Origin of the sequence: Pseudomonas sp. 22189 (genome assembly GCF_052045635.1) — a bacterium.
Lineage (GTDB): Bacteria > Pseudomonadota > Gammaproteobacteria > Pseudomonadales > Pseudomonadaceae > Aquipseudomonas > Aquipseudomonas parakoreensis.
On sequence record NZ_JBQEPG010000001.1, the window covers coordinates 1 to 21,172 of the forward strand.

Sequence of the window (21,172 nt, forward strand, 5' to 3'; positions counted from 1 at the left end):
ATAGCGATGTATCAGTCGAAATAGATCCTGTCTGACCCGCCGCCATCGCTGGCAAGCCAGCTCCCACAGGGTTTTGTGTTGTGCCGGTAAATCAGGCCGGTTCGGCTTCGGTGGCGTAAGCCTGTTCCAGCAGCACGGTGAAGCGGTTGAACGCGTCGATTGCGCCTTGCTCGATTTCGGCTTCCTCTTCGGCGGTGAACGGCAGGGAGTCGAGAGTGCGCACGAAGCTTTTCCAGCCTTCGGCACGACCGCCTTCCGGTTCACCCAGGTGACGGGCACCAAAGGTTTCGCTCAGCTCCAGCGCCACCGCACGTTTGATCAGGAACGCAGCGCCGAGCTTCGAACCTTCGGAGACGAAAATCCAGCCCAATGCACGGGCTTTGCTCGGGTTTTTCAGCGCACCGGCCACCGGTGGCGGGATGTCGGTATCGAGATCCGCCAGGTCAGCCTTGGCCGCTTCGGCGCGGCAACGGGCCGGCAGATCCGGGACGATGGCCGTCAGTTCGGCGTTGTTATAGAGGTCGACCAGTTCCGACTGAAACAGGTACTGCGCGACCACGAAACGCGCAAAGTTGGCGCGGGTTTCGAACGGCGCGTGGGTTTTGACCAGCGCGTCGAGCTTGCTGTGCGGCTCGTGGGTGATCTGGTTCAGGCGTTGTGAACGCAGGGCTTTTTCCGAAGTGGTCATGGGGGTGTCCTTGATAAAAGAGGCGCTTGATAACGAGACGAACGGGCAGCTGCCCAACCGTAAAAAAAGCCCCGCGACGCGCTGATCAATGCGTATCGCAGGGCTGTGCGGATCAGATGTCCCAGACCAGATTGATCGCGAAGTTGCGGCCCGGCTGGGTCAGGCGATCGAGGTTGGCCGGCTGCGTTACAGAGGCTTCGCCGACGCTGTCGTAACCGCGCACGTCATCCCACAGCCAGTACTTCTTGTCGGTGAGGTTGTAGATGCCGCCGCTGACGGTTACGTCGTCGGTGACTTTGTAATAACCGGCCAGATCCAGAATGCCGAAGCCCGGGGTCTTGAACTGGCTGCTGACGCCATCCGGCGACTTGAAGTTGCTGTCGTCGACGCGGTCCTTTTTCTTCACCACGGTCCAGCTCAGCAGGCCGCCGTAGTGGTCCTGGTCGTAACCCAGACCGAATACACCGGTCAGCGGATTGACGCTGTTGAGCGGCTCGCCGGTGTCGTTGTTGCGCCCGTAGGCGTAGGCGATCGAGCCCTGGGTGTACAGGCCTTGCGGCGCGCCGAACGCATCGAGGTTCAGGCGACCTTTGACTTCGGCACCCTTGATGGTCGCGTGCTTGATGTTGCTCGACTGGAAGGTCAGCTCATCGTAACCAGGAGTGACTGCGTCTTCGTTGATGAAGTCGCGGTACTTGTTATAGAACACCGCCACGTCGAACGAGCCTTGCTCGAAGTTGCCGCGCAGACCGGTTTCATAGCTTTTGCTTTTTTCCGGTTCCAGGTTCGGGTTCGGCGCCACGTTGTAGCCGGTGGTGCTGTTTTCAAAGCGTCCGTACAGCGCTTTCGCGGTCGGCGTGCGGAAACCTTCGGCGTACTGGCCGTACCAGGTGTAGTTGTCGGTCAGGGCGTAGGTCAGGCCGAATTTGGGCGAGACTTTGTGCCAGGTCTTGTTCTCGTCGCTGACGGTGCCGTTGCCGTCGGCGGCCACGGTGTTGAGGAATTCTTCAGTGATGTGCGGCTTGAGCTGGGTGTAGTCGTAGCGCAGGCCCGGCAGGAAGGTCCACTTGTTCCAGCTGATCTGATCCTGGGCAAACAGACTGTAGGTGTTGATGGTCGGGTCCGGGAAGTCGCTGGATTTTTTCAGCACATCCGCCGCGCTGGTGGCGCCGATGGCGGTGCAGCCACGGCCGACCGCGAGGCACTTGCCGTCGCCACTGCGCGAGCCGGTGACCTTCTGCTGTTTGATCGTGGTGCCGTAGGTCAACACGTGATCGGTGTCACCGATGGCGAAGGCCTTGTCCAGTTGCGCATCGAATACCCACTGTTTTTCCTCGTAGACCGTGTCGCGGGTGCGCAGCACTTTACGGGTCATCGGGTAGTAGAACTCTTCAGTGCTCTGGTCGGTCTTGGCGATCTGGTGGTTGAGGCTCCACTTCACGTTGTCGGCCAACAGGCTGTCGAGGGCGAAGCTGTGTTCGAGGCCGAAACGCTCGCGGGTGATGGTGTCGTTGCCGGTGCGCCACTGGTACATGCCGCCGGGCAGCACGCTGTTGGGGATGGTCGGGGCACCGTTGAAGTACGGGCCGCCGTAGGCACTTTTCTGATCGGTGTCGCGGTCGTCCTTGTACTTTTCGTAGGTCAGGCCCAGACGCGAATCGTCGTTGTAGTTCCAGCCGATCTTCGCCAGCACGTTGGTGGCTTTGACGTCTTCCGGGTTGGCGGCGGTGCGGGCGAGGCCGGTGCCGTTGTTGCTGCCGTAGGAATCGGTTTCGTGACCGTCGCGCTGGCTGAAGTGCAGCAAGCCGTCGAACTGCTCGGCACGCCCGGCGACGGTGGCGGATTTCAGCCAGCTCTCATCGGCGGAGCTGTAGCCGGTCTTCAACCGGGCACCGACATCGTTGCCGGGCTTGATGATGTCGTCCGGGTCGAGGGTGTAGTAGCTGACGGCGCCGCCGATGGCGTTGCTGCCGTACAGCACCGAGGCCGGGCCACGGAGGATTTCCACGCGTTTGATGATTTCCGGGTCGACGTAGTTGCGCTGGGTCTTGGCGTACGGGCCGTTGAAGAAACCATCCGGCACTTCGACGCCGTCAACCTGAGTGAGGATGCGGTCGCCGTCGATGCCGCGAATGTTGTAGCCACTGATACCGCCGCGCTGACCGGCGCCGCCGACGGACACGCCCGGCTCGTAGCGCACCAGATCCTTGATGGTGTTGACGTTGTTGCGGTCCAGATCCTGACGGGTCTGCACGGTGACAGTGGCCGGCACGCTGTTGACCGACTGTTCCTGGCGGGTGGCGCTGATGGTCACCTGATCCAGATTCAAGGTGCCGCTGGTGCTGCGTTTTTCCAGCACCACGTTGTTGTTGCTCAGCTTGCGGAAGCTCAGGTTGGTCCCCACCAACAGGCGTTCCAGGGCTTTCTCCGGCGGCAGCGAACCGCGCACGCCCGGCGACGACACGCCCTGACCCAGTTCCGCCGGCAAGCCGACCTGCCAACCGGTCACGCTGGTAAAGGCATTGAGCGCCGACACCAGCGGTTGCTGGCCGATCGAGAACGAGTAATCACCCATGTTGCGTGCCGGTTGCTCGGTGGCAGCCATCAGCGGTGCGGTGCCGGCCATGAGGATGGCAGCCGTCAGCAGCGACAATACGCGGGAAGGGGAAGCAGTCTGGCGGGTAAGGCGAGAGGACATCGATAGCGCTCCGTGTCGCACGAATCTTTATAGGTGCTGATCCGCCTCCGAAGATGCGAATCAATTGCATTGGCTATAACGAGACGAACGGGGTTTCGCTATCGAGTAAAAATAATTCTCATTTAGTTCAGGATCACCAGCGCCGGGAATTCCTGCAGGCGCGCCGAGGTGATGTGGGCGAGGGAACGTACGACGTCCAGCGGCTGGTCGAGACGGTAATTGCCGGTGACGTTGACGTCGGCCAACTGTTCGTTGGTGTTGATGATCCAGCCCGGGTAGTAGCGGCGCAGTTCGGCCAGCACCTTGTCGAGCGGACAGTTTTCGAAGATCAACCGACCCTGGACCCAGGCCAGGTCGGTGGCGGCATCGAGTTTGGCCGGACGATCGAAACCGTTGGGGCCGATACGGATGCTTTCGCCGGCGCTCAAACGCACGCGCGCGTCGTTGTGGGTGGCGCGCAGATCGACATCGCCGCGCTGCACGTTGACCTGTGCCACACCGTCCAGATAACGCACGGCGAAATCGGTGTCGCGCACGCTGGCCTGTACCGGGCCCGCATCGATTTCCAGCGGTTGGCCACGGTTGGCGGCCACCTCGAAAAACGCTTCGCCCTGATACAGCCGCGCCACGCGCTGCCGGTCATTGATGCTGCTGGAGAAGGCCGAATTGGTGTTGAGCAGCACCTTGGAGCCGTCCTCCAGTTGCAGGCGCTGACGCTCGCCGACCACGGTCAGATGATCGGCCTGCAGGCGCATCGGCAGGTTGCTGAAACTGAACAGGCCCAGAATCAGCACCGCAGCGGTGGCCAACGGTTTCCAGTGCGGACGCAACCGCTTGAGGACGGTGACTTTCGCCGGTTTGGCCGCGAGGCTTTGCGCGCATAGGGCGACTTGCGGCCCGTCCCAGATCGCCTGCGCCTTGGCGAACGCCTCGGCATTCAACGGATCGGCCGCCAGCCATGCGTGAAATTGCCGGGTCTGCTCTTCGTCCGCACTGCCGAGCACGATGAGCCAGTCCAGAGCCTGGTCCATTGCACGGGCAGCGTCCTGCGCCGTGTCGGGCGAAGGCGGGCGGTGGGTGTCCGTCACGGTGTTTCCTCGGCAGTGTCTGTGCACGGCTGTTTTTTAGTGAAGCGTAAAAGTCGGGCAAGGGTAGCAAAGCCCGCTGATCAGTGCAGTCGATGCTGATGCTGACAGAAATCGCCTGCGACCTCAGGCGCCATTCAAGCGCTCGGCGACACCGATGCAGATCGACATGATCAGCTTGAGTTCCTTCTGCACGGTGCTGAGCGACACATTCAATTCGTCGGCGATTTCCTGGTAGCTGTGCCCGTGCAGGCGGCTGAGGATGAAAATCTGCTGCTGACGCGGGCTGAGTTGACTGAGGCTCACGTTCAGGCGCTCCAGCAGTTGTTCGGCGTGGGCGGCGTCTTCGGCGCTGCTGGCGGGGGCGGCGACGCTGTGCACCACGTCCTGCGGCACGTCATCGACCATGGTTCGCGAATGGATCTTGCGCGCACGCAGGTGATCCAGCGCCAGGTTGCGCGCGGTCTGGAACACGAAGGGTTCAAGGTGATCGATGGCGCGCTCGCTCAGCGCCCGCGTGACGCGCAGGTAGGTTTCCTGCAACAGGTCTTCGGCGGTGCTGTGATTGTTGACCATCCGCTCGATCGTACGCAGCAGGGATGTGCGCTGAGAGAGGAAGACGTGATTGAAGCGCGATTGACTCACGGGGGAACCTGATCCATTTCGAGCGAATGTTAATGCTTATCATCTAGTCGAGTGGTCAAGTGTTGTTTTTGAACGAAGCAGACAAATGTAGGAGCTGCCGAAGGCTGCGATNATCTTTTGATGTTGCTTTTAAAACAAGATCAAAAGATCGCAGCCTTCGGCAGCTCCTACAAGGAGTTGTCGGTTACTCCGCGTTGCAGAGCGCCAGGCAGTTATCCAGCATGCGGTTGGAGAAGCCCCATTCGTTGTCGTACCAGGCCAGCACCTTCAGCAGTTTGCCGCTGGATTTGGTGTGATTGGCGTCGAAGATCGACGACAGCGGGTTGTGGTTGAAGTCGCTGGAGACCAGCGGCAACGTGTTGTAACCCAAAATTTTCGAGTGCTGGCTGGCAGCCTTCATCAGTGCGTTGACTTCGTCGGCCGTGGCTTCCTTCTTCAAATGCACAGTCAGGTCCACCAGCGACACATTGATCACCGGCACGCGCACGGCCATGCCGGTCAGTTTGCCCGCCAGTTCCGGAAGCACCAGGCCTACCGCTTCGGCGGCGCCGGTCTTGCTCGGGATCATGTTCTGCGTGGCCGAACGCGCGCGGTACGGGTCGGTGTGATAGACGTCGGTGAGGTTCTGGTCGTTGGTGTAGGCATGAATCGTGGTCATCAGGCCGCTTTCGATCCCCAGTTCGCGGTGCAGCACCTGCGCCACGGGCGCCAGGCAGTTGGTGGTGCACGAAGCGTTGGAGATGATCTGGTGCGACTGGCGCAGAATGTCGTGGTTCACGCCGTAAACAACGGTAGCGTCGGCGCCTTTGGCCGGTGCCGAGATGATGACTTTGCGCGCGCCGGCAGTAAGATGCGCGGCCGCTTTGGCGCGGTCGGTGAACAGACCAGTGCATTCGAACACCACATCGATCTTTTCCGCGGCCCATGGCAGCTCGGCCGGGTTGCGAATGGCGCTGACCGCAATGCGGTCGCCATTGACTGTCAGGCTCTCATTGTCATGGGCCACTTCGGCGTCGAATGTGCCGTGAACGGTGTCGTATTTGAGCAGATGGGCATTGATGGCGCTGTCGCCCAGATCGTTGATGGCGACGATCTGCAAATCCTGTCGATAGCCTTGGGTATACAGTGCGCGCAGGACATTACGGCCGATGCGGCCAAAACCATTGATTGCGATTCGAAGAGTCATTGAACAGCGCCGCCGTCGTTTTGTTGTTGGAATTACAAGATTATTCGCATAAAAATAGAAAACAAGCCTTTTTAGTGGCAATATTTTGTTTTATCTACAACGAGTGACCTGAATCAACTGGTCCGAATGGTCAAAAAAGCCGTCTGTCATTCCAACAACAACGGCGTTTGATCAGCATAGACAATCAGGTCGCCACATCCGTTAGCCTGGAGTTCTACACATGCATCCCCGCGTTCTTGAGGTCACCGAACGGCTTATCGCCCGCAGCCGCGCCACGCGTCAGGCTTACCTTGCACTGATTCGCGGCGCCGCCACTGACGGGCCGATGCGCGGCAAGCTGCAATGCGCCAACTTCGCCCACGGCGTGGCCGGGTGTGGCAGCGAAGACAAGCACAGCCTGCGGATGATGAACTCGGCGAACATCGCCATTGTTTCTTCGTATAACGACATGCTCTCGGCGCACCAGCCGTACGAAGTGTTTCCCCAGCAGATCAAAAACGCCTTGCGCGAAATCGGCTCGGTCGGCCAGTTCGCCGGTGGTACGCCGGCGATGTGCGATGGCGTGACCCAGGGCGAGCCGGGCATGGAGCTGAGCCTGCCGAGCCGCGAAGTGATCGCGATGTCCACGGCGGTGGCGCTGTCGCACAACATGTTCGACGGCGCGCTGATGCTCGGCATCTGCGACAAGATCGTCCCGGGCCTGATGATGGGCTCGCTGCGCTTCGGCCATCTGCCGACGATCTTCGTCCCGGGCGGGCCGATGGTCTCGGGGATTTCCAACAAGGAAAAAGCCGACGTGCGGCAGAAGTACGCCGAAGGCAAGGCGACCCGCGAAGAGCTGCTGGAATCGGAAATGAAGTCCTACCACAGCCCGGGCACCTGCACCTTCTACGGCACCGCCAATACCAACCAGTTGCTGATGGAAGTCATGGGCCTACACTTGCCGGGCGCGTCTTTCGTCAACCCGAACACGCCGCTGCGTGATGCCCTGACCCGCGAAGCCGCGCATCAGGTCACGCGTCTGACCAAGCAGAACGGCAACTTCATGCCGATCGGCGAAATCGTCGACGAGAAGGCGCTGGTCAACTCGATCGTCGCGCTGCACGCCACCGGCGGCTCGACCAACCACACCCTGCACATGCCGGCCATCGCCATGGCTGCAGGCATCCAGCTGACCTGGCAGGACATGGCCGACCTCTCCGAGGTCGTGCCGACCCTGAGCCACGTCTACCCGAACGGCAAAGCCGACATCAACCACTTCCAGGCTGCTGGCGGCATGTCGTTCCTGATCCGCGAACTGCTCGAGGCCGGCTTGCTGCACGAAGACGTCAACACCGTGCTCGGCCACGGTTTGAGCCAGTACACCAAAGAACCATTCCTCGATAACGGTGAGTTGGTGTGGCGCGAAGGCCCGACTGAAAGCCTCGACGAAAACATCCTGCGTCCGGTCGCCCGTGCATTTTCCGCCGAGGGCGGTCTGCGGGTGATGGAAGGCAACCTCGGTCGCGGCGTGATGAAAGTCTCCGCCGTGGCGCTGGAAAACCAGATCGTCGAAGCGCCAGCCATGGTGTTCCAGGATCAGCAGGACCTGGCCGACGCGTTCAAGGCCGGTTTGCTGGAGAAGGATTTTGTTGCGGTGATGCGCTTCCAGGGCCCGCGCTCCAACGGCATGCCCGAGCTGCACAAGATGACGCCGTTCCTCGGCGTGCTGCAGGATCGTGGCTTCAAAGTCGCGCTGGTCACCGACGGGCGCATGTCCGGCGCGTCGGGGAAAATCCCGGCGGCGATTCACGTAAGTCCCGAAGCGTATGTCGGCGGTGCTTTGGCGCGGGTGCAAGAGGGCGATATCATCCGCGTCGATGGCGTCAAAGGCACTTTGGAACTCAAGGTCGACGCCGCCGAATTTGCAGCGCGCGAACCCGCCAAAGGCCTGTTGGGCAACAACATCGGCAGCGGTCGCGAACTGTTTGGCTTCATGCGTTTGGCCTTCAGCTCGGCGGAGCAGGGCGCCAGCGCCTTCACTTCTGCCCTGGAGACGCTTAATTGAAACTGGCTTTGGTCGGTGATATCGGAGGCACCAACGCGCGGTTCGCGTTGTGGAAAAACCAGCAACTGGAATCGGTTCAGGTGCTGGCCACAGCCGACCACGCCAGCCCGGAAGAGGCGATCAGCCTGTACTTGAGCGGCCTCGGTCTGGCGCCGGGTTCGATCGGTTCGGTGTGCCTGTCGGTGGCGGGGCCAGTGAGTGGTGATGAATTCAAATTCACCAACAATCACTGGCGCTTGAGTCGCACGGCGTTCTGCAAAACCTTGCAGGTCGAACAACTGCTGTTGATCAACGATTTCTCGGCGATGGCGCTGGGCATGACCCGTTTGCAGCCCGGGGAATTCCGTGTGGTCTGCGAAGGCACGCCGGAACCGTTGCGCCCGGCGGTGGTGATCGGTCCGGGCACGGGGCTGGGTGTCGGCACCTTGCTTGATCTCGGCGAAGGCCGGTTTGCCGCGCTGCCGGGGGAGGGCGGACACGTCGATCTGCCGCTGAGCAGTCCGCGTGAAACCCAGCTCTGGCAGCACATCCACAACGAGATTGGCCACGTCAGCGCCGAGACTGCGTTGAGCGGCGGCGGCTTGCCTCGTGTGTACCGCGCGATCTGTGCGGTGGACGGACATGAACCAAAGCTTGATACGCCGGAAGCGATCACCGCGGCCGGTCTGGCTGGCGATCCGATCGCGCTGGAAGTGCTGGAGCAATTCTGCTGCTGGCTCGGCCGCGTGGCTGGCAACAACGTGCTGACCACCGGGGCTCGTGGCGGGGTCTTCATCGTGGGCGGGGTGATTCCGCGCTTTGCCGATTTCTTCGTCGAAAGCGGTTTCGCCCGCAGCTTCGCCGACAAGGGCTGCATGAGCGATTATTTCAAGGGCATTCCGGTGTGGCTGGTAACGGCACCGTATTCCGGGCTGGTGGGTGCCGGTGTGGCCCTGGAGCAAGCAATCCCTGCCTGAAATGCAATCCAATTGTAGGAGTGAGCCTTTGTGGCGAGGGGATTCATCCCCGATGGCCTGCGAAGCAGGCCCGGTTTTTCCAGGGTCGCTGCGCAACCCATCGGGGATAAATCCCCTCACCACAGGTTTGTTCCCACAGGTGTTTTGTGGTGTTTGTAAAATCAGTGCTTAAGGCATAATCCGCCCCAATTCCAACAACAAGGATGCCTTCGAAGTGAGCTCAGTCAACAAGTCGATATTGTTGGTCGATGACGACCAGGAAATACGCGAGTTGCTGGAAACCTACCTGACCCGCGCCGGGTTTCAGGTGCGGGCCACCGCCGATGGCGCCAGTTTCCGCCAGGCACTCAACGAGGCGCCGAGCGATCTGGTGATCCTCGATGTGATGCTGCCCGACGAGGACGGTTTCAGCCTCTGCCGCTGGGTGCGTCAGCATCCGCGTCAGGCGCAGGTGCCAATCATCATGCTCACCGCCAGTTCCGACGAAGCCGACCGCGTGATCGGTCTGGAGCTTGGCGCTGACGACTACCTCGGCAAACCTTTCAGCCCCCGCGAGCTGCAAGCGCGGATCAAGGCGCTGCTGCGACGAGCGCAGTTCGGTCAGGAACGCAGCGGCAGCGACGTGCTGGCCTTCGACGAGTGGCGACTGGACATGGTCAGCCATCGACTGTTCCACACCGACGGCGAAGAAGTTATTCTCTCCGGCGCCGATTTCGCGCTGCTGAAGTTGTTTCTCGATCATCCGCAGGAAATTCTCGACCGCGACACTATCGGCAACGCCACCCGTGGCCGTGACCTGATGCCGCTCGACCGGATTGTCGACATGGCCGTCAGCCGTTTGCGCCAGCGCCTGCGTGACACGGAAAAACCGCCACGGCTGATCCGCACCGTGCGCGGCAGTGGCTACCAACTGGCAGCCAATGTGGTTGCCGGCAATGCTCACTGAGTCGCTGCGCAGGCTCGCCAACACAGTACCGGTGCCGCGTTCGCTGCTCGGGCGGATGCTGCTGCTGACGTTGCTCGCGGTGTTGTTTGCGCAGACGTTGTCGAGCGTGATCTGGGTCTCGCAACTGCGCGCCACCCAGCTCGAAGGCTTGGTCACCAGCGCCCGCAGCCTCGCCCATTCGATGACCGCCAGCGTCAGTTATTTCCGCTCGCTGCCAGTGGCTTACCGGCCGCTGGTGCTCGACCAGTTGCGCAGCATGGGCGGCACCCGTTTCGTGGTGACGCTCAACGACAAACCGCTGGGTATGGACGTGCTGCCGATCACCCCACGCAAGGCCGCGGTGATTCAAGCGGTGGATGAAGTGCTGCGCCAGTCGCTGGGGCATGACACTGATATTTCGGTGACCTTCGTCAGTCCCGAGGATCTGCGGATCTTCAATGCCGGGCTGAAACTCGATGAGCTGCCGCGCTCGTGGGCGCATTACGCGTTGACCCTGGAACCGGTGAATCCGCCGGTGCTGGTCACACAGATTCAAATGGCCCCGGGCGAATGGCTGTACATCGCCTCGTTATTGCCCGAGCCCTACACCAGTCTTGAAGAGCAAGGCCTGCCGGCGCAGCAGGTGTGGTTCATTGTCCTCACCAGCGGTTTCTTGCTGTTGTTCATCGGCCTGCTGGTGCACTGGCAGAGCCGGCCGCTCAAGCGTCTGGCGCGGGCGGCGCGGGATCTGTCGCTGGGCGCCGATGTCGAGCCGGTGGCCGAGGGCGGCGGCAGCGAAGTGGTGGAAGTGGGCCGTGCGTTCAACACCATGCGCGAACGCATCAGCCGTTACCTGACCGAACGCAGCCAGTTGTTCAGCGCGATTTCCCATGACCTGCGCACGCCGATCACCCGTCTGCGCTTGCGCGTCGAACTGCTCGAAGACGAGAAGCTGCAAGCCAAGTTCGGTCGCGATCTGGATGAGTTGGAGCTGCTGGTCAAAGGCGCGCTGCAATGCGTGAAAGACACCGACATCCACGAGAATATCGAGCCGGTGGATCTCAATCATGTACTCGACTGCCTCGTAGAACCGTACCTGGCGCCCAACGGTAATGGTCGCGTGACCCTGCAAGGCAAGGCGCTGGCGGCGTATCCGGGCAAGCCTTTGGCGTTGAAACGCTGCATCGGCAACCTCATCGACAATGCGCTGAAGTACGGGCAGAACGCGCACCTGCACATCGATGACGATGAGCGCGCGTTTGTCCTGCACGTCGACGACGAAGGCCCGGGCGTGCCGGAGCAGCGGTTGGAGCAGGTGTTCGAGCCGCACTTTCGCTTGGCCGGGCAGCAGCAAGGCTATGGTCTCGGTTTGGGCATTGCGCGCAACATCGCCCACAGCCATGGTGGTGAGGTGACGTTGCAGAACCTGCGTGAGGGCGGGTTGCGGGTGACGTTGCAATTGCCGCGTTCAGTAGACTGAAGATCAAAAGATCGCAGCCTTCGGCAGCTCCTACACCGCACTCTGTAGGAGCTGCCGAAGGCTGCGATCTTTTGACTTTGCTTTTCTAATGTCACTGCTTGGTGACAAAACCCGCCCCCTTCGTTACAAGACCACCCCGGCCCGTTGTTTAGACTGCCCGCAGTCATAACAACAAAAATGGGCCACTCATGGACACCTTTCACCCAGACTTCAGCAGTTGGCTGAATGCCCCTGCCCACCAGCAATGGCTCGCCGACGAAGGTCTGCGCCTGCTGGCTTTCGCCAGAGCGGCAAAACTGCCCGAAGGTTTCGGCAACCTCGACGAGCGCGGCCATCTGCCGGCGCACGCGCAAGCCGAAACCATGAACACCGCGCGCATGACCCACAGCTTCGCCATGGCTCACATTCAAGGCCTGCCGGGGTTTGCCGAACTGGTCGATCACGGCATCGCGGCCCTGCGCGGCCCGTTGCGGGATGCGCTGCACGGCGGCTGGTTTGCGGTCGCCGAACATCGCGACGGCAACACCGGCAAGAACGCCTATCTGCATGCCTTTGTTGCGCTCGCGGCCAGCTCGGCGGTGGTCGCGCAACGTCCCGGCGCCCAGGCGTTGCTGGATGATGCGATCGACATCATTGACACGTATTTCTGGAGCGAAGAAGAGGGCGCCATGCGCGAATTCTTCAATCGCGACTGGCGCGAAGAAGAGGCCTATCGCGGCGCCAACAGCAACATGCACGCCACCGAAGCGTTCCTCGCGCTGGCTGATGTCACTGAAGACCCGCGCTGGCTGGTGCGCGCGCAACGCATCGTCGAGCGGGTGATTCATGGTCATGCAGCAGCTAACGGCTACATGGTCATCGAACACTTCGACCGCGACTGGCAACCGCTGCGCGAGTACAACCACGACAACCCGGCTGATGGTTTTCGCCCATACGGCACCACCCCGGGCCACGGTTTCGAGTGGGCGCGGCTGCTGCTGCACCTCGAAGCGGCGCGGGTCCAGGCCGGGATGCTCACGCCCGGTTGGCTGGCGACCGATGCGCAAAAACTCTTCGAGCAGAATTGCCGAAACGGCTGGGACGTCGATGGCGCGCCGGGGATCGTTTATACCCTCGACTGGGACAACAAAGCCGTGGTGCGTCATCGCTTGCACTGGACCCATGCCGAAGCCAGCGCGGCGGCCAGCGCCTTGCTCAAACGCACCGGTGATGCGCAATACGAAACCTGGTACCGGCTGTTCTGGGAATTCTGTGAAGGCCATTTCATCGATCGCTGCGATGGCAGTTGGCATCACGAACTCGATCCGCAAAACCGTCCGAGCGCCGATATCTGGCCGGGCAAACCCGATCTCTACCACGCGTGGCAAGCGGTGTTGATCCCTCGTCTACCCTTGTCACCGAGTATGGCAACCGCTCTGGCGCAAATATCCCGGGCTGTTCCTGTGTAACCATGTGGTGACATTTGCGCGTCCCTTCGTTACCTGCGAAGGGAATCGCCCTGTTTAAACTCCTGTGCAGCGCAAGCACCAGACTTGCATGCATAACAACAAGAAAGGTACATCTCAGATGAATGCGATTTCTCGCCTCGCTACTGTCATTTCTGTCGCCTCCCTGTTCCCGCTCGCAATTCTGCCTCTCAGTGTGTCCGCTGCCGAATCCAAAGGTTCGGTTGAAGTCGTGCACTGGTGGACGTCCGGTGGCGAAAAAGCCGCTGTCGATGTGCTCAAGGCGCAAGTTGAAAAAGACGGTTTCACCTGGAAAGACGGCGCTGTCGCCGGCGGTGGCGGTGCCACGGCCATGACCGTGTTGAAGAGCCGCGCCGTGGCCGGCAACCCGCCGGGCGTGGCCCAGATCAAAGGCCCGGATATTCAGGAATGGGCCTCCACCGGTCTGCTCGACACCGACGTCCTGAAGGACGTGGCCAAAGAAGAGAAGTGGGACAGCCTGCTCGACAAGAAAGTCTCCGATACCGTGAAGTACGACGGTGATTACGTGGCCGTACCGGTGAACATTCACCGCGTGAACTGGCTGTGGATCAACCCGGAAGTGTTCAAGAAAGCCGGCATCACCAAGAACCCGACCACCCTCGAAGAATTCTACGCCGCCGGCGACAAGCTCAAGGCTGCGGGCTTCATCCCGCTGGCTCACGGCGGTCAGCCTTGGCAGGACAGCACCGTGTTCGAAGCCGTGGTGCTCTCGGTCATGGGCGTTGATGGTTACAAGAAAGCCCTGGTCGATCTGGACAACAAAGCGCTGACCGGTCCGGAAATGGTCAAGGCGCTGACCGAGCTGAAGAAAGTCGCGACCTACATGGACCAGGACGGCAAAGGCCAGGACTGGAACCTGGAAGCGGCCAAGGTCATCAACGGCAAGGCCGGCATGCAGATCATGGGTGACTGGGCCAAGTCCGAATGGACCGCCGCCAAGAAAGTCGCCGGCAAGGATTACGAGTGCGTAGCCTTCCCGGGCACCGACAAGGCGTTCACCTACAACATCGACTCCCTGGCGGTGTTCAAGCAGAAAGACAAAGGCACTGCGGCCGGTCAGCAAGACATCGCCAAAGTCGTGCTGGGGGAAAACTTCCAGAAAGTCTTCAGCATCAACAAAGGCTCGATCCCGGTACGTAACGACATGTTGAACAACATGGACAAACTCGGTTTCGACTCCTGCGCGCAGACCGCTGCCAAGGATTTCCTGGCTGACGCCAAGTCCGGTGGCCTGCAACCGAGCATGGCGCACAACATGGCGACCACGCTGGCGGTGCAGGGCGCATTCTTTGATGTCGTGACCAACTACATCAACGACCCGAAAGCCGACCCGGCCGATGCGGCCAAGAAACTGGGCGCGGCGGTTCAGTCGGCCAAATAAGCATCAGCACCGCAGCCCCTGTGGGAGCGAGCTTGCTCGCGAAAGCGGAGTGTCAGGCAATCGAAATATCAACTGACAGGATGCCTTCGCGAGCAAGCTCGCTCCCACAAGGGGAAAGCGTGTGAATTTTCTACCCTCGTACTGGATTTCCCCATGAGTTCTGTTGCTGTGTTCAGCAAAGCCTCGCCGTTCGATGCACTGCAGCGCTGGCTACCGAAACTGGTGTTGGCGCCGAGCATGTTCATCGTACTGGTGGGCTTCTATGGCTACATCCTGTGGACGTTCGTGCTGTCGTTCACCACCTCGACGTTCCTGCCCAACTACAAGTGGGCCGGTCTGGCGCAATACGCCCGGCTGTTCGACAACGACCGCTGGTGGGTAGCGAGCAAGAACCTCGCGGTGTTCGGTGGCATGTTCATCGGCATCACCCTGGTGATCGGTGTGCTGCTGGCGGTGTTCCTCGACCAGCGCATCCGTCGCGAAGGCTTTATCCGCACCATTTACCTGTACCCGATGGCGCTCTCGATGATCGTCACCGGTACCGCGTGGAAATGGCTGCTCAACCCGGGCATGGGCCTGGACAAAATGTTGCGTGACTGGGGCTGGGAAGGCTTCCGTCTGGACTGGCTGATCGACCCGGATCGTGTGGTGTATTGCCTGGTGATCGCCGCTGTGTGGCAAGCCTCGGGCTTCATCATGGCGATGTTCCTCGCCGGCCTGCGCGGAGTTGATCAGTCGATCATCCGTGCCGCACAGATCGACGGTGCGAGCATGCCGACCATCTACTGGAAAGTCGTGCTGCCAAGCCTGCGTCCGGTGTTCTTCAGTGCGGTAATGATCCTCGCCCACATCGCGATCAAGAGCTTCGACCTGGTCGCGGCGATGACGGCGGGTGGCCCGGGTTATTCCTCCGACCTGCCGGCGATGTTCATGTACTCCTTCACTTTCAGTCGCGGCCAGATGGGCATGGGCTCGGCCAGTGCGATTCTGATGCTCGGTGCGATTCTCGCGATCATCGTGCCTTACCTGTACTCCGAGCTGAGGACCAAGCGTCATGACTAGTCTCGCTGCCAAACCCGCTTTCAGCCTCAGTCGTGTGGCGATCTACGCGGTGCTGATCCTCGCGGTATTGCTGTATCTGATTCCGCTGGTGGTGATGTTGCTGACCAGCTTCAAGACGCCGGAAGACATCAGCACCGGCAACCTGCTCAGTTGGCCGACCGTGGTCAGCGGCATCGGCTGGGTCAAGGCCTGGGCCACGGTGGACGGCTACTTCTGGAACTCGATCAAGATCACCGTGCCGGCCGTGGTCATCTCCACTGCCATTGGCGCGTTGAACGGTTACGTGCTGTCGTTCTGGCGCTTCCGCGGTTCGCAGCTGTTCTTCGGTCTGCTGCTGTTCGGTTGCTTCCTGCCGTTCCAGACCGTGCTGCTGCCGGCCTCGTTCACCCTCGGCAAGATGGGCCTGGCGAGCACCACCACCGGCCTTGTGTTCGTGCACGTGGTCTATGGTCTGGCGTTCACCACGCTGTTCTTCCGCAACTACTACGTGAGCATTCCCGATGCGCTGATCAAGGCAGCACGGCTGGATGGCGCGGGGTTCTTCACGATTTTCCGGCAGATCATTCTGCCGATGTCGACCCCGATCATCATGGTCTGCCTGATCTGGCAGTTCACCCAGATCTGGAACGACTTCCTGTTCGGTGTGGTGTTCTCCAGCGGTGATTCGCAACCGATCACGGTGGCGCTGAACAACCTGGTCAACACCAGCACCGGGGCCAAGGAATACAACGTTGATATGGCAGCGGCGATGATCGCCGGGCTGCCGACCCTGCTGGTCTATGTGGTCGCAGGCAAGTATTTCGTGCGCGGGCTGACGGCCGGCGCAGTCAAGGGGTAATCATGGCAACGCTCGAACTTCGCAACGTCAACAAGACCTACGGTGCCGGCCTGCCGGATACCCTGAAGAACATCGAACTGTCGATCAAGGACGGTGAGTTCCTGATCCTGGTCGGCCCGTCGGGCTGCGGCAAGTCGACCCTGATGAACTGCATCGCCGGCCTCGAGACCATCACCGGTGGCGCGATCATGATCGGCGACCAGGACGTCAGCGGCATGAGCCCGAAGGATCGCGACATCGCCATGGTGTTCCAGTCCTACGCGCTGTACCCGACCATGAGCGTGCGCGAGAACATCGAGTTCGGTCTGAAAATTCGCAAGATGAGCCAGTCGGCGATCGACGAAGAAGTCGCGCGCGTGGCCAAGCTGCTGCAGATCGAACACCTGCTCAACCGCAAGCCGGGCCAGCTCTCCGGTGGTCAGCAACAGCGTGTGGCGATGGGCCGTGCGTTGGCGCGTCGGCCGAAGATCTATCTGTTCGACGAACCGCTGTCGAACCTCGACGCCAAGCTGCGCGTCGAGATGCGCACCGAAATGAAACTGATGCACCAGCGTCTGAAAACCACCACCGTTTACGTGACCCACGACCAGATCGAAGCGATGACCCTGGGCGACAAGGTGGCGGTGATGAAGGACGGCATCATTCAGCAGTTCGGCACGCCGAAAGAGATTTACAACGATCCGGCCAACCTGTTCGTGGCGAGCTTCATCGGTTCGCCGCCGATGAACTTCATTCCGCTGCGTCTGCAACGCAAGGACGGTCGTCTGCTGGCGCTGCTCGACAGCGGTCAGGCGCGTTGCGAGTTGCCGATGAGCATGCAGGATGCAGGGCTGGAAGATCGCGAAGTGATCCTCGGCCTGCGCCCGGAGCAGATCGTGCTGGCGAACGGCGAGGGCAATGGCCTGCCGAGCATCAAGGCCGAAGTGCAGGTCACCGAGCCGACCGGTCCGGACACCCTGGTGTTCGTCAACCTGAATGAAACCAAAGTCTGCTGCCGCCTGGCACCGGACGTGGCGCCGCAGGTGGGCGAAACCCTGACCCTGCAATTCGATCCGTCGAAAGTGTTGTTGTTCGATGCCAAGACTGGCGAGCGTCTGGGCGTTGCGGGCCAGGCGCAGACCGAAGCGCGGTCGGCAAATGTCGCCCAGTTCAAAGGTCGCTGAAGATCAATGCTGGAATGCGGTCATGTGGGAGCTGGCTTGCCAGCNCGGCACATCCAACATGGATGTCGCCTGAATCACCGCCATCGCTGGCAAGCCAGCTCCCACAGGGATCGGATTCCAAACAGGAGCACGCGCTGGATTGCCTGTAATCCATCGCAATTTATGTAAACCGCGTTGGAAAAAAACAGTTAATAACAATAAAGACGAGGATGTAGGGATGAAAAAGAAACACGTCAATGCCCGGTTGATCTGCCAAGTGTCAGCTGCGGCGGCATTGGTGCTGGCCGGCAACGCAATGGCTGCCGATGCATTCAGCTCCGATTCGAAATGGATGACCGGCGACTGGGGTGGCGAGCGGACCAAGCTGATCGAGCAGGGTATCGACATCAAGGCCGACTACGTTGGGGAAATGGGTGCCAACCTGCATGGCGGCTACAACGACGACAAGACCGGTCGCTACAGCGATCAGTTCGGTCTGGGCGTGGCGCTGGACCTGCAAAAACTCTGGGGCTGGGACAACACTCAGGCCAAGATCCAGTTGACCAACCGTAACGGGCAAAACATCTCCAACGACCGCGTTGGCGATCCGCGTGCCGGCACCTTGTCTTCCTCGCAGGAAGTCTACGGTCGTGGCCACATGGTGCGTCTGACCCAGTTGTGGATTCAGCACCAGTTCTTCGACAACAAGCTCGACGTCAAGGCCGGTTATTTCGGTGAAGGCGAAGACTTCAACACCTTCCCGTGCGACTTCCAGAACCTGGCGTTCTGCGGCTCGCAAGTGGGTAACTGGGCGACCAACATCTGGTACAACTGGCCGGTCAGCCAGGCCGCGATCCGCGTGAAGTACAACATCAACGACGAGCTCTACGCGCAGATCGGTGCGTACAACCAGAACCCGTCGCAGCTGGAACACGGCAACGGCTTCAAGCTCAGCGGCAGCGGCACCAAAGGGACTGTTCTGCCAGTCGAACTGGTCTGGTCGCCGAAGGTCAACAGCCTGCCGGGCGAATACCGCATCGGTTACTACAAGAGCACCGCTGACGCCAGCGACGTGCGTGAAGACGTCAACGGTTTCGACGCAGCGACCACTGGTGACGCCTACAAGACCCACAGCAGCAAACACGGCTACTGGTTCGTCGCGCAGCAGCAACTCACCAGCCACAACGGTGATGCCAGCCGCGGTCTGAACATTGCCGCCAACGCGACCTTCCACGACAAGGACACCAACTTCATCGATAACTATCAGTCGGTGATGTTTGTCTACAAAGGCCCGTTCGACGCCCGTCCGAAAGATGACGTCGGCATCGGCGCGGCGCGTATACACGTCAACGATGACGTGAAGAAAAACGCCGAACTGCTGAATGCCTCCAACGGTGTCTCGGATTACGACAATCCGGTGTTCTCGCCGATTCGTGAAACCGAATACAACTACGAGATCAACTACGGCTTCCACGTCACCAACTGGCTGACCGTGCGTCCTAACCTGCAGTACATCACTCACCCGGGCGGTGTTGATGCCGTGGACAACGCTTTGGTCGCTGGCCTGAAAATTCAGTCTACGTTCTGACGCGTCTGCGATAAGCTCCTCTCCATGTGCGCATATTTGCGGACAGCCCAGGCTGTCCGCTTTTTTTTGAGGGTGGCGCAACCCATGACAGTCGAATTCGGAACCGTGGCCAATGCATGAGCATCCGCTGCAACGCTTCTTCAAATCCCTGCGCGAACGACCGGTGTTTGCCTGGGAGCGCTATCAGATGCGCGATGTGCTGGTGATCGACCATCCGCTGTGTCAGGCGGTGTTCAGTCGGCAGGGCGCGCAGTTGCTGCACTTTCAGCCGCGCGGGCAGAAACCGTGGCTGTGGTGTGCGGCAAAGTGGCCCCACGTTGGCGCCATTCGTGGCGGCGTGCCGGTGTGCTGGCCGTGGTATGGCCGCCATCCGAGCGAAAACGCGTGGCCGTCCCATGGCTGGGCGCGACTGCTCGACTGGAAATTGCTCGACAGCAGCAGCGCCGAGGATGGCGTGCGCCTGCACTGGCAATTGCAGCTGTGCGACTGGCAGGTCGACCTGCATGCGCATCTGGGCGAACGCATGGAATTACGCCTGAGCACCGAGCATCAGGACGACATGCCGTGCCAGTTGAGCCAGGCTTTGCATGCTTACTGGCGTATTGGCGATGTCGGTGAGATAGCGCTGTCTGGGCTCGAAGGGGCGCAGGGTTATGACCAGTTGAGTCGCCAGTCCTGCCAGCAGGAAGGTGAGTTGCGCGTGGAGGGCGGTTGTCAGCGGGTGTTCCAGCACGACGGCGAATTGCAGCTCAAGGATCATGCCTGGCAGCGCGAATTGTGCATCGATACCGGTGGCAGCGGCGACACCGTGGTCTGGCATCCTGGCTCGCGACCATTGCTGGGGGTGAGCTGGGATGAAGTGGCGGAGTTTGTCTGTGTCGAAGCGGCGGCGGGCGGTACCGACAGCCTGCATCTGGCGCCGGGGGAGAAGGCGCATTTGAGTTTGCAGGCGTGGGCAGCTGCCTGAAAATCAAAAGATCGCAGCCTCCGGCAGCTCCTACATTTAGGTGGCGTACACATCTGTAGGAGCTGCCGAAGGCTGCGATCTTTTACGCGAAGCGTCCTAATTGAACTCGTCACCCACCGGATACCGGCTGGCATTCAAGCTCTCCTTGATCTTGCGCAGATGCGGCTGGAAATCCACCCCGCGACGCAGGGTCATGCCGGTCGCCAGCACATCCAGCACCGTCAACTGAATGATCCGTGAGGTCATCGGCATATAGATGTCAGTGTCTTCCGGCAGCGGAATATTCAGGCTCAGGGTACTGGCCTTGGCCAGCGGCGAATTTTCCGCCGTCAGGCCCAACACCGAAGCGCCGTTCTCACGGGCGATGCGCGCCACTTCCACCAGTTCGCGGGTGCGCCCGGTGTAGGAAATGATCACGAACAGCTCGCCGGTGTGTGCCACTGACGCAATCATCCGCTGCATCAGCACATCGGCATGCGCGGTGACGGCGAGGTTGAAACGGAAGAATTTGTGCTGCGCATCCAGCGCCACAGGAGCCGAAGCACCCAGGCCGAAAAAGTGGATCTGCCGCGCCTGGATCAACAGGTCGACGGCGCGGCTGATCAGGTTCGGATCGAGCGCCTGGCAAGCGCTGTCCAGCGAGGCGATGGCGCTGCCGAAAATCTTCTGCGTGTACGCCTCGGGATTGTCATCGGCCTCCACCGCGCGGCTGACATACGCCGCGCCACTGGCCAGGCTTTGCGCCAGTTGCAACTTGAGTTCAGGGTAGCCGCTGACACCGAACGAACGGCAGAAACGGTTGACCGTCGGCTCGCTCACCGACGCGGCCTGGGCGAGGGCGGCGATGCTGAAGCGGGTGGCCTGCTGCGGGTTGAGCAGGATCACCTCGGCGACTTTGCGTTCGGCCTTGTTCAGCTCTTCAAGGCGACTCTGGATCTGTTCCAGTAAATTTCGCACGCGGTCCATATGGAATTCCTAATTCACCTGCGCAAAGGTG

At 60.7% G+C, this 21,172-nt stretch carries 17 protein-coding genes; 11 read left to right on the plus strand and 6 right to left on the minus strand.

The window, feature by feature from the left end; genetic code table 11:
* Positions 1–91: 91 nt before the first annotated feature.
* The 5 genes from ACTJKS_RS00005 to gap form a co-directional block, all read right to left on the minus strand.
* A complete protein-coding gene (locus ACTJKS_RS00005; RefSeq protein WP_108183597.1) occupies positions 92–688 on the minus strand; it encodes a biliverdin-producing heme oxygenase in 597 nt (198 codons plus the stop codon).
* Positions 689–800: 112 nt separating this feature from the next.
* Positions 801–3,386 (minus strand): TonB-dependent receptor, encoded by a 2,586-nt coding sequence (locus tag ACTJKS_RS00010; protein WP_108183596.1) that lies wholly within the window; start codon positions 3,384–3,386, stop codon positions 801–803.
* A gap of 122 nt (positions 3,387–3,508) precedes the next feature.
* Positions 3,509–4,474: a FecR family protein gene (locus ACTJKS_RS00015; protein WP_108183595.1), complete on the minus strand. Its 966-nt coding sequence runs from the start codon at positions 4,472–4,474 to the stop codon at positions 3,509–3,511.
* Positions 4,475–4,597: 123 nt separating this feature from the next.
* Positions 4,598–5,116, minus strand: coding sequence for an RNA polymerase sigma factor (locus tag ACTJKS_RS00020; protein WP_041068631.1), 519 nt, complete (start codon positions 5,114–5,116; stop codon positions 4,598–4,600).
* A 184-nt stretch (positions 5,117–5,300) separates the two neighbouring features.
* A complete protein-coding gene (gene gap / locus ACTJKS_RS00025) occupies positions 5,301–6,302 on the minus strand; it encodes a type I glyceraldehyde-3-phosphate dehydrogenase (protein WP_108183594.1) in 1,002 nt (333 codons plus the stop codon).
* Positions 6,303–6,522: 220 nt separating this feature from the next.
* On the opposite strand from gap, the gene edd reads away from it, so the two are divergent.
* From edd to ACTJKS_RS00080, 11 genes are all read left to right on the plus strand, one after another.
* Positions 6,523–8,349 carry a phosphogluconate dehydratase gene (gene edd, locus ACTJKS_RS00030; protein ID WP_041068637.1) on the plus strand — a complete coding sequence of 609 codons (1,827 nt, stop codon included), beginning with the start codon at positions 6,523–6,525 and terminating at the stop codon, positions 8,347–8,349.
* Positions 8,346–9,305, plus strand: a complete 960-nt coding sequence (locus ACTJKS_RS00035) for a glucokinase (RefSeq protein ID WP_108183593.1) — start codon at positions 8,346–8,348, stop codon at positions 9,303–9,305. Before edd ends, ACTJKS_RS00035 begins: the two co-directional genes overlap by 4 nt.
* A gap of 214 nt (positions 9,306–9,519) precedes the next feature.
* Positions 9,520–10,251, plus strand: coding sequence for a response regulator (locus ACTJKS_RS00040; protein WP_007917879.1), 732 nt, complete (start codon positions 9,520–9,522; stop codon positions 10,249–10,251).
* Positions 10,241–11,710: an ATP-binding protein gene (locus tag ACTJKS_RS00045; RefSeq protein WP_108183592.1), complete on the plus strand. Its 1,470-nt coding sequence runs from the start codon at positions 10,241–10,243 to the stop codon at positions 11,708–11,710. Before ACTJKS_RS00040 ends, ACTJKS_RS00045 begins: the two co-directional genes overlap by 11 nt.
* A 188-nt stretch (positions 11,711–11,898) precedes the next feature.
* Positions 11,899–13,158, plus strand: a complete 1,260-nt coding sequence (locus ACTJKS_RS00050) for a D-mannose isomerase (RefSeq protein ID WP_108183591.1) — start codon at positions 11,899–11,901, stop codon at positions 13,156–13,158.
* A 118-nt stretch (positions 13,159–13,276) separates the two neighbouring features.
* Complete coding sequence (locus ACTJKS_RS00055) at positions 13,277–14,578, plus strand: ABC transporter substrate-binding protein (protein ID WP_027612563.1); 1,302 nt, start codon at positions 13,277–13,279, stop codon at positions 14,576–14,578.
* 153 nt (positions 14,579–14,731) lie between these two features.
* The gene (locus tag ACTJKS_RS00060; RefSeq protein WP_108183590.1) at positions 14,732–15,640 is read left to right on the plus strand and encodes a carbohydrate ABC transporter permease; all 909 of its coding nucleotides are present in this window, start codon (positions 14,732–14,734) and stop codon (positions 15,638–15,640) included.
* Entirely contained in the window at positions 15,633–16,478 is an 846-nt protein-coding gene (locus ACTJKS_RS00065; protein WP_007969317.1) for a carbohydrate ABC transporter permease, read from the plus strand. The genes ACTJKS_RS00060 and ACTJKS_RS00065 overlap by 8 nt, the downstream gene beginning before the upstream one ends.
* A gap of 2 nt (positions 16,479–16,480) precedes the next feature.
* Positions 16,481–17,641, plus strand: a complete 1,161-nt coding sequence (locus tag ACTJKS_RS00070) for an ABC transporter ATP-binding protein (RefSeq protein WP_027612564.1) — start codon at positions 16,481–16,483, stop codon at positions 17,639–17,641.
* A gap of 217 nt (positions 17,642–17,858) precedes the next feature.
* Positions 17,859–19,208: a carbohydrate porin gene (locus ACTJKS_RS00075; protein ID WP_108183589.1), complete on the plus strand. Its 1,350-nt coding sequence runs from the start codon at positions 17,859–17,861 to the stop codon at positions 19,206–19,208.
* Between the two features lie 112 nt (positions 19,209–19,320).
* Complete coding sequence (locus ACTJKS_RS00080) at positions 19,321–20,175, plus strand: D-hexose-6-phosphate mutarotase (protein WP_108183588.1); 855 nt, start codon at positions 19,321–19,323, stop codon at positions 20,173–20,175.
* Positions 20,176–20,271: 96 nt separating this feature from the next.
* On the opposite strand, the gene ACTJKS_RS00085 is transcribed toward ACTJKS_RS00080, so the two are convergent.
* Positions 20,272–21,132: a MurR/RpiR family transcriptional regulator gene (locus ACTJKS_RS00085; protein WP_169842436.1), complete on the minus strand. Its 861-nt coding sequence runs from the start codon at positions 21,130–21,132 to the stop codon at positions 20,272–20,274.
* Positions 21,133–21,172 lie beyond the last annotated feature (40 nt).

Excerpts from the sequence above, each read along its gene's own strand:
- ACTJKS_RS00080 (WP_108183588.1), top strand. The coding sequence starts at position 19,321 with ATGCATGAGCATCCGCTGCAACGCTTCTTCAAATCCCTGCGCGAACGA.
- ACTJKS_RS00070 (WP_027612564.1), top strand. The coding sequence starts at position 16,481 with ATGGCAACGCTCGAACTTCGCAACGTCAACAAGACCTACGGTGCCGGC.
- ACTJKS_RS00050 (WP_108183591.1), top strand. The coding sequence starts at position 11,899 with ATGGACACCTTTCACCCAGACTTCAGCAGTTGGCTGAATGCCCCTGCC.
- ACTJKS_RS00060 (WP_108183590.1), top strand. The coding sequence starts at position 14,732 with ATGAGTTCTGTTGCTGTGTTCAGCAAAGCCTCGCCGTTCGATGCACTG.
- ACTJKS_RS00005 (WP_108183597.1), bottom strand. The coding sequence starts at position 688 with ATGACCACTTCGGAAAAAGCCCTGCGTTCACAACGCCTGAACCAGATC.
- ACTJKS_RS00055 (WP_027612563.1), top strand. The coding sequence starts at position 13,277 with ATGAATGCGATTTCTCGCCTCGCTACTGTCATTTCTGTCGCCTCCCTG.
- ACTJKS_RS00045 (WP_108183592.1), top strand. The coding sequence starts at position 10,241 with ATGCTCACTGAGTCGCTGCGCAGGCTCGCCAACACAGTACCGGTGCCG.
- ACTJKS_RS00010 (WP_108183596.1), bottom strand. The coding sequence starts at position 3,386 with ATGTCCTCTCGCCTTACCCGCCAGACTGCTTCCCCTTCCCGCGTATTG.
- ACTJKS_RS00075 (WP_108183589.1), top strand. The coding sequence starts at position 17,859 with ATGAAAAAGAAACACGTCAATGCCCGGTTGATCTGCCAAGTGTCAGCT.
- ACTJKS_RS00065 (WP_007969317.1), top strand. The coding sequence starts at position 15,633 with ATGACTAGTCTCGCTGCCAAACCCGCTTTCAGCCTCAGTCGTGTGGCG.
- gap (WP_108183594.1), bottom strand. The coding sequence starts at position 6,302 with ATGACTCTTCGAATCGCAATCAATGGTTTTGGCCGCATCGGCCGTAAT.
- edd (WP_041068637.1), top strand. The coding sequence starts at position 6,523 with ATGCATCCCCGCGTTCTTGAGGTCACCGAACGGCTTATCGCCCGCAGC.